The following is a 10,068-nucleotide window of genomic DNA, read 5'->3' as shown; positions in this document are numbered from 1 at the left end:
CTGAAGGCCGTCCCAGACGCCGCCGAAAAGGAATTGCCTCTTCAGCTCAAAGAGGCTGGATGGGAGCCACGGCGGTCAGCTACAGAACGCTTTTGGGTGAAAGTTCAAAACGGGTAGACTGATGAACCGGCTCTCCTTCTCACCAGAGAAGGAGAGTTGGCGCACGGCAAGCAGAAAGGCAGCTTTCGCCTTCTTCTCGGATACCGAAGCGAAATCTTGCGCGTTCCCGAACCGGACGTGACTTCTAGCGAGTTAGGGCTGGCGTCCCTAAACCTGCCTTGGCCCAGACCGCCTCTGAAGGGTTGCAGACCCGACCTCCACGTTAACATTTCCAAATAGTTATCGAATGAATCTCGCTTATGCAGTTTACATACCGCGCTTGAGGTGACCATTTAGTCTCGAAAGATTGCGCTTAAAAGATAAATGAAGGGCCCAATTATATGCATGATGAGGGATCGGAATCCCTGAGGGTAAGGTATGGGGTAGAACTCGCGTACTTGGTACGCTCGTGCAGCGCTAATCTTGGTGATCCCAAAAAGTGCGAGGAAGCTGAGCAGAACAGCGTGTATGCTCCGGCTATGTGTAACGCTTTATCCACGGCGGGCATTGCGAGCACGCGCGAGCTGAGTTTGCAGGTACTTAGGCTTTCAGACATTCTGTCCGCAAAGAATACAGACCGCGCCGGTAACATTAAGAGCAATGCGCATACGATTCTTGTTGAACTGTGCTCTAGGTTGGAGGTTCAGCGGCAGACAAATTTAGTTCAAGTTTGCTGGCATGAATGTGGCCACGTCATGATGGCGCACAAGAATAAAATTCCTTCCGACGCTGTCATCGTCGATTGGCACAATGACGCCTTTTCGTGGGCCGGGCGCAGAGTCGGTGCTAATGCCCCCGGTCGAGCCGGGCAAGAGATATACGCCGGGGGTGTGGCGGCCGAACTTTATCTGGCGCGTGCAGCGGGCCAAGAGCTAAGCAGCTTCCAGCTTGATAATGTGACTAAGCGCGCGGGGACAGATATTAAAAAGTACGAAGCCTCTACTGCCCATACATCCGATTGCCTGTCGTTTCTCGATTTCGCCACTGAGATATCGCATCTTTTCAATGCGGCCGAGGGGGCGATTATGCGCAGGACGGTGGCGCTTTTGATTAAGCAAAAACGCATTGGCACCTCTGTTTTACATGCGGTCTTGAACGAGATCGAGCCGACTGCCAAAAATTTTAAAGACGACGAATTTCTTCTAAATATGGAAGCGCAGATATTCCAAGGTTATCCGCAATCACACGTGATGCCCTGAGAATTGGCGAAGACGTCCGATCCAAAAGATTTTGTGCCACGAAGCCGACAGACTGGAATCCCCCCTGATCTGCCTGCCTGCTCAGTGATAAAGGAGCAGACAGGCAGCAGTCGCCTTTTTGCGGACATTCGGTTCGGAAAGTTCAGCTTCTGACAGCTGCCACTGTGTGCGAAAAAAATTACCCGTCTGTTGATCGGGTTAATTCCTCCCAATCCTCAATTTCTCTTTCCATGCGAGAGAGACGGTCACGAACCAGGCGTAGAGCATCGCTCCCCAAAAGGAGTTGAGGTGGAGGCGTGTCCGACGCAACGAGCTGAAGCACTGTCGCAGCAAGCTTTGCCGGGTTGCCCAATTGTTTGCCGTCCTTCTCGTGGCGAGCGGCCCGGATCGGATCGAACAGATCGTCGTAGTGCTTGATCGATCGCTCGGTCCTAACCATCGAGCGACCGGCCCAGTCTGTTCGGAAGGATCCAGGGCATAACGCGGTGACGTGAACCCCAAAAGGCGCCATCTCTGCACGCATGACGTCCGAAATGCCCTGCAAAGCAAATTTGCTGCCACAGTAATACGAGATACCCGGCATGGTGATCAGACCACCCATTGATGTCACGTTCACAATAAACCCGCTGCGGCGTTCGCGAAAACGCGGCAGGAAGGCTTTGGCAATCGCAACGGCTCCGAAGACATTGACGTCGAACTGGCGGCGCATTTCTTCGAGAGGAGATTCCTCCAGAACCCCTTCATGCCCATAACCGGCATTGTTGATGAGTACGTCAACCGGACCATGGTCTTGCTCTGCCTGTGCGACGATGGCGGCGATACGGTCGAAGTCAGTGACGTCACACAGGACCGCGCGAACATCCGGCAGTCGCTCCAGTAAGGACGCTCTTGCTGTTTGCGATCGGACTGTACCAATCACCCGATGACCTGCCTCAAGGGCAGCCTGGGCAATCGCCAACCCAAATCCCGAATTGGCACCCGTGATAAAGAAGGTTTTCTGTGGCATGGCTCTGCTCGACTCGATTTCGTTCATGCCTTGACCAATAATATCGTATTATCCAGCGCTATACTGCGATTTCTCTAATATCCTTGCATGATCCTATGAATTATCAATCAGATACCTCTTCGCTCCTCGCATTGGCTGCGGAACTCGCACCGCGATCTGGCTATAACGCAACGTCTCTGCCGAATGTCCGTATCCTGCGTTCCGAGGCTGTCCTCAAAGATGTGCCGGTTCTTTATCGCCCTGGTGCGGTTTTCGTCCTGCAGGGGGGCAAGCAGGGTTTCCTCAATGGCGAGATCTACCGATATGATGCCGAGCATTATCTTGCCGTTTCAGTCCCTGTGCCTTTCCGGATGGCTTCGCAGGCTAGCCCTGCTCATCCTCTGCTGGCCATTTACTTCGATTTCGACCTGCATCTTGCTGCTGAAATAGCGACCGCACTGAAGAGACAAGCAGGTCATGACGAAAGAATGCAGGCGCGAAGTCTGATTTCAAGTCGAATGGCACCTGCCATGACGGATGTACTTCAACGCCTGCTTCATGCTCTCCGTCATCCCCAGGAACTCGCTATTCTCGGCCCGGGGCTATTGCGTGAATTGCATTATCGCATCCTGGTCGGGCCTCAGGGCGGATCGCTGATGGCAGCCTTGCGTCGCAATGGCACGACAGACAGGATCGTGCAGAGCCTGACGCTGATCCGCGAACGCTACAAGGAAGGGTTATCGGTTCCGGAACTTGCTGCAACAGCCGGTATGAGCGTTCCGTCATATCACGTCGGCTTTAAGCGCCTCACCGGGAATACCCCGATTCAATATCTCAAGGCGCTGCGGCTGCATGAAGCCCGGCTAATGATCGCACGACGTCAAGGAACTCTTGCCGTTATTGCCGCCGAAGTTGGCTATGCCAGTGCGGCCCAGTTCAGCCGGGATTTCAAACGCCATTTTCATCGCACCCCAACCGAGGAGGCTCACTGGATGCGAGAACATCTAGGTGAGCCACCACAGGCTTGACGCGCAAATCCCGCGCCCGGCAATGACCGATTGCTTAGTAGACAGTCAGGATACGCCTTCATCTCGGAAATACAACTGTCCCAATCATTTTCCGCATAGCCTCGTCAACAGCGTGGACTTTGATCGCCTCAATCCGCATGCTGCCCCGCAGAACCGCAAGGCACTGTCAGTGCTGAAAAACTTTCAAATCAGGCTCTGAGCGATAGCCGCTTTGCTTTCAGAAGACGTAAGTGGTGCTACGGCACACTGGGCTGTTGCCGCGATCTATTTCCAATCATTTGACCGGAACAAAGAAGCGGAGATGGGGTAAGCAGCTTGCGATGAGCCCCGTGAATACGGCTATCGGTATCGTAGCGTTCCAACTCTTCGTGCCACATATCGCGGAGCAATCGCTCCCCAGAAATCCTCCATTATCCAATCCAACATTTTCGTCCCATAGATCCTGACGGCGAACACATGATTATGCCCTCGCGGAGACCATTAACGGACTTTATAAAACCGCACGCATCTATCGGCAGGGTCCATGGCACACAAAGGAAGCTATCGAGCTGAAAACGTTTAAATGGTTCGATTGGTTCAATAATCGACGGCTACTGCCCTCCATTAGAAACGTACCGCCAACTGAAGATCGTTTTTTATTCGCAACGAAAATCACATGCATTAGCCGCTTGGGTCAGATAAAAAATGTCTCTATAAAACTCTGGGCAACTCATCCTCATTACAGTTTTCCTGATCAGAAGATTGCAGGCCATTCATGCACTACCCCTTCCTCGTCAATGATCCGCGCTCCGGCCTGCAATACCGCCTGACCGATACTGGTCTTGCCGAATTGTCCCTTGCCCCTATTTCTGCCGAATGGGCGCCTGGACGTGCCATTGCCGAGGTGCCTGACCCTGTCTGGGCCGAAAGTCTTGCCAATGCACCTGTCGAGACGATCTCGGTGGTGACCGCCGCTCTGACGGATCTTATGCTGGCCACGCCGGATCTGAAGGTACCGAACGTTGATCACCTGCCAGACAGCCGCGCCAAGCGGCATCTCTTGGCGCTGGTCGCGTTGTGGCAAAGGTTGGGGGATGCGCTGCCAGAGGGGCTGGCACCGATCCCTCATGTGCTGGCCCTGCCGCATGGATCGTTCCTGGGCTCGTTGCCGGTGGTTGAAGGTTCGCTGGATCCTCTCGCTCCTGCGGCGCTACAGGCGCTTTTTGCCCGCTTGCGGGACGAGTTCGGCACTGTTCCCGCAAGCGCCTATATGCCCCGGGCCGCAATCGGCAGCCGCCTGCACACGCTGCAGGGCGGTGTTTCAGCGCAGGATATCGAGGCCGGGGTTCTGGATGACAGCCTCGCGTTCTATGGTCTGCGTGATCCCGCCGCCTGCGCCGATTTCGCCGCCGCCCAAGCTCGGGCGCTGATTGAATCCGGCGTCTCGGCCCGTGAAATCGCCGTGCTGTCGGGCGATGATCTGCGCCAGATCGCGCGCGCTTTCTCAGACCAGGGAGTGCCGCTCTCGGGCCTTCCGGGCCAATTACCCGAGCGAGATGTCATTGGCGAGACCGCGCTACATCTGGCGCTGGCCAAGCGACCGCCAACTCCGGCTATGGTCTTGGCGAGCCTCGCGCTTTCTCCCTTGATGCCCTGGGCTGCACAGACCGGGCGCGATCTTGCCGAAAGCCTCATGGGTGGCGATTTCCGAGGCGCCATCCTCACGGGCACGCCCGCACATAAGGAACTGTGGGACGATATCCGCGCCTCGGCCGGCAGCTTGCCGCAGTTGCGATTCCTGCTGGACCGGATCTGCGAGCGGATCGGAAAAGGCGATCAGGTCCGCGCGCGGCTGACTGTCCCCCCCGGCGAAGGCACGCCGGATTGGGAGATAATCCTGCGTGGCATTCAGATCGCGCCGCCCATGGTTGCGGACCCCGACCGCAATCTTGAAGGCGTCAGCCTTTGGTCCGCGTATGAAAGCCCGTGGCGCCCATGCCGCCATCTAATCGTCAGCGATTTCACCGATGGCCTTTACCCGACTCGCCCGCGTGCCAATCCGCTGTTTCTTGACAGCGAGATCGCTGCGATACACGCGGGAACCGGCGTTCACCTTCACGGTCGGGCCGAGGGGCTGGCGCAAAGCCTTGCGTTACTTGATCAACAGCTTCAGGCGGTTTCCGGCAGCGTCACCTTCCTCATCCCATGGCGCGATCTGACGGGCGGGCGCTTGCAACCTTCGGCCGGGTTGTCGCTGGTGGCGCGGGCGGTGGCGGGCGTTGAGGATGCCAGCGATCTGATCACCGATCTGTCGCGTCAGAGCCCGGCGAAATGGCCGATTGCGTATCACCGTCTGATGCCGGTGCCGGAACCCGCGGAATTGCCTGAGGAGCTTGCTTTCCCGGGGCATGACCTTCTGTCCCTTCGTCGGCGCGTTGACGGCACCTCCAAACCGCAATCGCCCTCGCGGCTCGAGACGCTGCTTGTCAGCCCGCTCGCCTGGCTTCTGGCAGAGGTCGGGGCCGAGGATATGTCTTGGTCGACCGAAGAACTCGACGTGATAGCAAGGGGCAATATCGCCCATGATGTCTTTGAGCATGTGTTCCTGAAGGATCAGCCGTTCCCGGAAGCCGAGACGCTGGCAGAACTGATCCCCGAGGCTTATGACCGTGCGCTCACCCGTCACGCGGGCTATCTGCGCAGCCCGTCATGGGAGATGGAGCGTCGCGGTTTGGAGCGTGAGATCATGGCGGCTGCCCTGCGCTGGCGCGATCACTTGTTGGCGCTCAATGCCAAGATCATCGGCAATGAAATCTGGCTGGCCGGTGAGGCGCATGGCATCAATCTGCATGGCAAGGCCGACGCGATCCTTGAACTGCCTGATGGTGCGCTCTTGATCATCGATCACAAGAAAAGCGGCACCAAGCGCCGACGGCAGCGGATGGAGGCAGGCTGGGATCTGCAGGCAGGGCTTTACGCCGAGATGATAGCGCGGCCCATGCGGCGCGAGGGTGACGGCATGGACCCGCTGATCGGCCGCAAGGTGGCGGTCGCCTATCACCTAATGAATGATGGCGGGCTGCTGACTTCGGGTCTGGTCCTGCCCGGGGGCTCGCCCGCCCGCGACATGGGCGATGCGGTGAATGCCGGGGCGGTAGCCAAGCTGGCGGAACGCTTGGCCGAACTTGGTGCAGGACGAGTCGTGCTGAACACCTCTGAGGATGCGGCCTTCTTCAAGAAAGAAGCCGGCTTCACCCCCTATGCGCTGACCGATGGCTCGGCCCTGGTCACCGCCTTCATCCGCACGCTTGAGGAGGAATGACCATGGCCCCCGTCAATACAGATCAAGGTCTGGTCATCGTTCCCGCGGGCGCCGGCGCGGGCAAGACCCACCACATCAAGGCCCAGTTGTCCGATTGGGTGAAACGCGGCATTGTCCGGCCCGAGCGTATCCTTGCCGTCACCTTTACCGAGGCCGCGGCTGGCGAGTTGCGCGAAAGGATCCGTGCCGGCCTTCTGGCCGATGGACTGGTCGCCGAGGCGATGGCGGTCGAGCGCGCCTATGTCTCGACCATACATGGACTGGGCCTGCGGCTTTTGACCGAACATGCTCTGGCGGCTGGCGCCTCGCCGCAGCCGCGCCATCTGGGCGATGCCGAGCGGGATCTGCTGATCCGTCAGGCACTGGCACATGCCAAGGCGCTGGACCCGATCAAGGCCGCGCCAGAGCGGTTCGGTTACGCCCCGAACTTCGTGAAGGGCGAGACGGTCGAAGACAGTTTGCACGCCCGGGTGCTATCGATGATCGACCTCTTGCGCGGCCTTGGGGACAAGGGGCGTGACGCTGGCCTGATCACTCCGGCACTGACGCGGCTGGATGCGGTTTACGGGCCGGTTTTGGATGACCCTATCGCCGCGACCGTCGCGTTGCAGGCGGCCGTGCAGGTCATGATCGCAGCCTTTCCCGAGGGAGGCGTGGCCGGGATCACCGCCAAAACCAATGTCGAGAAGCTGGAGAAAAACCTCGCGCTTTTCAAACGTGTTGATCGCGCGCCCGATCTTCTGGATCGGGATTGGCAGGTTTGGAACGATCTGCGCAGCCTGTTTATCTCTAACCGCTCCAGCAAGACGCCTGCGGGATATGACGACCTTGCCACGGCGATCATGGCGGCGGCGGATGTGCTGCCCTACCATCCCGGCCCGCTGGCCGATGCTAAGCTGCACCTGTCCTGCCTGATCGCCTGCGCGCAAGAGGTGATGGCGGCCTATGAGACCCGCAAGAAGGCGCTCGGCCTGATCGACTTTGCTGATATGATCACCGGGGCTGAGCACCTACTCCGCACTGACCCCGCCGTGCGGCAAGCGGTGCTGGACGAGATCGACTGCGTCATCATCGACGAATTCCAGGATACCAACCCTGTGCAATTCGCGCTTTTGTGGCAGTTGGGCCAGCACGCGCCGCGCACACTGCTGGTGGGCGATGTCAAACAGTCGATCATGGGGTTTCAGGGCGCCGATCCGCGCCTGTCCACAGCGCTGGCGGCGGCAAACCCCGATGCGACCCAGCCTTTGGACCACAACTGGCGCTCGACCCCAGCCATCATGCAATTCGTCAATGCGATGGGGGCTGGCCTCTTTGGGCAGGGCTATAACCCGTTGGCGCCGACCCGCGATGCGGTCGCAGCTCCCGCGATCGAGGTTCTAAACGCTACGCAGGGACGGCGCTCACAAAGGTATTCGCAGCCCCCAGAACACATCGCCGAGCGCATCGCCCGTATTCTGACTAATACTGAGACCATCACCGACCGCCACACGAAGGCCCCCCGGCCGGCGCGGCCTTCGGATATCGCGCTCTTGGTCTGCCGCCACACCACCGCCGCCCGCTATGCCGAGGAATTGCGCGCGCGCGGCGTTCCGGTGCGGATCGCCGAGGATGGCTGGGCGAAAAGCCCGATGATTGTTGCCGCCCGCGCCGCGCTGGCCTTTGCCGCAAATCCGGCGGATATCCATGCCGGGCTACTCTTGCGCACGCTTGGCCCGGACCCGCTGCCCTTGCAGGAGGCGCTATCCGCCCAGATCGAAGGGCGGTTGGTGGATGACCCGGTGCTGATGCGGCTGGCCGCGCTCTCGGACGTTCTGGCCCGCTTGCCAGTGGGGGCGGGGCTTGATCTGGTGCTGCATGCTGCCGACCTGCGTCTCTGGGCCGAACGTCAGCCCGATGCCGCCCAGTCCCGCGCCGATCTTTTGCGGCTAGAGGCTGAGGCGGGTGAGTTCGAAGCCGCGCATCGCGATCTCAAATCCGCCTCGGGGTTCCACGGCGAGACTGCCAAGGTCTTTCTCGGCTGGCTCGACGCCCGTGGGGGCGAGCGCGATTTCGACCGTCATCCCGATCCTTCCGCCAACAGCGCCGAGGCGGTGGAGATCGTCACCTGGCACGCCTCCAAAGGGCGGGAATGGCCGATCACTGTCGTCGCCGAGTTCGACTATGGCATCGAGGAACGTGCGGGGTCCACTGCGACCCGTTTCGATGCCTTGGATCGCATCGACGATATGGCGGTGGTGCTGGGGTCCGCGAGCCTGATCCACACGCCCGGCTTTGCAGCGCCCGAGGCCACTCGCCGTTTCATCGAAGACCGCCGTGCCGATTTTGAAGTCAATGCAAAAAACCTTCTCTATGTCGCCCTGACCCGTGCCCGTGACCGGCTGGTGCTTGAATGGCCGGGTTTTCTGAGGGAGCGCGAAGAAGACGCGCTCGAGGCTAAGAACCTGTTTCATATTCTGTTAGATACCTGCGCGCCGCAGATCGGGGTGGGTAGCCTGCGCATCAATGGCGTGGATTGTCCGGCGCTGATCAGGCAACTGCCTGAAGAGGCAGGATTTACCGAATATGCAGGCGGTTCGGCAGCCTCAGCGCTGCGCTTCGGTGCCGCTGCGCCGTTGCCCGTGACACTGCTGACGCCCTGGCGGCTGCAGCCCTCGCAAACCCGTAGCTCGGGGGTGCCTCCTGTGTCCCGCCGTATCAATATCGGAGCCCCCTGGCCAAAGGCACTGAACGATGCCTACCGTGGCACAGCACTGCATCTGGCGCTGCGCACATACCTGACCCGGCCCGATCAGGCCCCGGCTTTGGCTCTCGCGACTGGGTTTGACGACGCCACTCTTGCGCTGGTGGCCGAGCGCGCCACGGCGCTGAAAGCCTGGCTTGCCGATCAGGGCTATACGGATCTGTGTGCCGAAATTCCGGTGCTTGGCTACACGCCCGAGGGTGCAGAGATCCCCGGCATCCTCGACCTTCTCGCCATCGGCCCGGCAGGCACGATGCTGATTGACCATAAATCCGGCGGCGATGGTGACGGGTTTGGCCCCTATTGGCCACAGCTTTCCAGCTATGCCGGACTGTTGGCCGGACTATACCCGCAGCATCCGCTGCAGGGCGTGGCGGTGTTTTGGGTCGATCACGGATGGCTAGAACTGGCAGATAGGGGCGCGTCAGCGGGAGCTTTTGCACAGGCCGGAGTTAACTGATGCCCTAGCAACTGTGTTTAAGCGGCGGAGCTAATGCGCCATGGCAGGCCTGTTTTGAGGACGGCGTTGGCGATTGTGATGAGACGCCGTGCGATAGCGACGATCACCAGTTTATGTGGCTTACCCCGCTGTTTCATGCGTTTGGCGACAGCTTTCAGAACAGGATTATGGCAGGCAGCTGCCAATCCTGCTTGGAACAGGACGTGACGGAGAGATCTTCTTCCCCCTGAAATGACACGTTTCCCCCGCATCG

At 59.4% G+C, this 10,068-nt stretch carries 5 protein-coding genes and 2 pseudogenes; 5 read left to right on the top strand and 2 right to left on the bottom strand.

The window, feature by feature from the left end; all coding sequences use genetic code 11:
* Positions 1–440 precede the first annotated feature (440 nt).
* Positions 441–1,298 carry a hypothetical protein gene (locus KP699_RS15470; RefSeq protein WP_215763252.1) on the top strand — a complete coding sequence of 286 codons (858 nt, stop codon included), beginning with the start codon at positions 441–443 and terminating at the stop codon, positions 1,296–1,298.
* Between the two features lie 178 nt (positions 1,299–1,476).
* Here the strand turns inward: KP699_RS15470 and KP699_RS15465 are convergent, their stop codons facing one another.
* Positions 1,477–2,331: an oxidoreductase gene (locus KP699_RS15465; RefSeq protein WP_252347136.1), complete on the bottom strand. Its 855-nt coding sequence runs from the start codon at positions 2,329–2,331 to the stop codon at positions 1,477–1,479.
* Positions 2,332–2,399: 68 nt separating this feature from the next.
* On the opposite strand from KP699_RS15465, the gene KP699_RS15460 reads away from it, so the two are divergent.
* The 4 genes and pseudogenes from KP699_RS15460 (at position 2,400) to KP699_RS15450 (ending at position 9,815) form a co-directional block, all read left to right on the top strand.
* Positions 2,400–3,311, top strand: a complete 912-nt coding sequence (locus KP699_RS15460) for an AraC family transcriptional regulator (protein ID WP_215763251.1) — start codon at positions 2,400–2,402, stop codon at positions 3,309–3,311.
* 452 nt (positions 3,312–3,763) lie between these two features.
* Positions 3,764–3,937 (top strand): annotated as a pseudogene (locus tag KP699_RS16555) (IS3 family transposase); the annotation flags it as partial.
* Positions 3,938–4,065: 128 nt separating this feature from the next.
* Positions 4,066–6,612 (top strand): PD-(D/E)XK nuclease family protein, encoded by a 2,547-nt coding sequence (locus KP699_RS15455; protein WP_215763250.1) that lies wholly within the window; start codon positions 4,066–4,068, stop codon positions 6,610–6,612.
* Positions 6,609–9,815, top strand: coding sequence for an exodeoxyribonuclease V subunit beta (locus KP699_RS15450; RefSeq protein WP_215763249.1), 3,207 nt, complete (start codon positions 6,609–6,611; stop codon positions 9,813–9,815). Before KP699_RS15455 ends, KP699_RS15450 begins: the two co-directional genes overlap by 4 nt.
* A 17-nt stretch (positions 9,816–9,832) precedes the next feature.
* On the opposite strand, the pseudogene KP699_RS15445 reads toward KP699_RS15450, so the two are convergent.
* Positions 9,833–10,068 (bottom strand): annotated as a pseudogene (locus KP699_RS15445) (IS110 family transposase); the annotation flags it as partial.

It is taken from the genome of Acetobacter sp. P1H12_c (assembly GCF_018811975.1).
Lineage (GTDB): Bacteria > Pseudomonadota > Alphaproteobacteria > Acetobacterales > Acetobacteraceae > Acetobacter > Acetobacter persici.
The sequence above is the reverse complement of the archived record's forward strand: the minus strand, read 5'-3'. Positions and strand labels throughout refer to the sequence as shown.

Excerpts from the sequence above, each read along its gene's own strand:
- KP699_RS15455 (WP_215763250.1), top strand. The coding sequence starts at position 4,066 with ATGCACTACCCCTTCCTCGTCAATGATCCGCGCTCCGGCCTGCAATAC.
- KP699_RS15470 (WP_215763252.1), top strand. The coding sequence starts at position 441 with ATGCATGATGAGGGATCGGAATCCCTGAGGGTAAGGTATGGGGTAGAA.
- KP699_RS15465 (WP_252347136.1), bottom strand. The coding sequence starts at position 2,331 with ATGAACGAAATCGAGTCGAGCAGAGCCATGCCACAGAAAACCTTCTTT.
- KP699_RS15450 (WP_215763249.1), top strand. The coding sequence starts at position 6,609 with ATGACCATGGCCCCCGTCAATACAGATCAAGGTCTGGTCATCGTTCCC.
- KP699_RS15460 (WP_215763251.1), top strand. The coding sequence starts at position 2,400 with ATGAATTATCAATCAGATACCTCTTCGCTCCTCGCATTGGCTGCGGAA.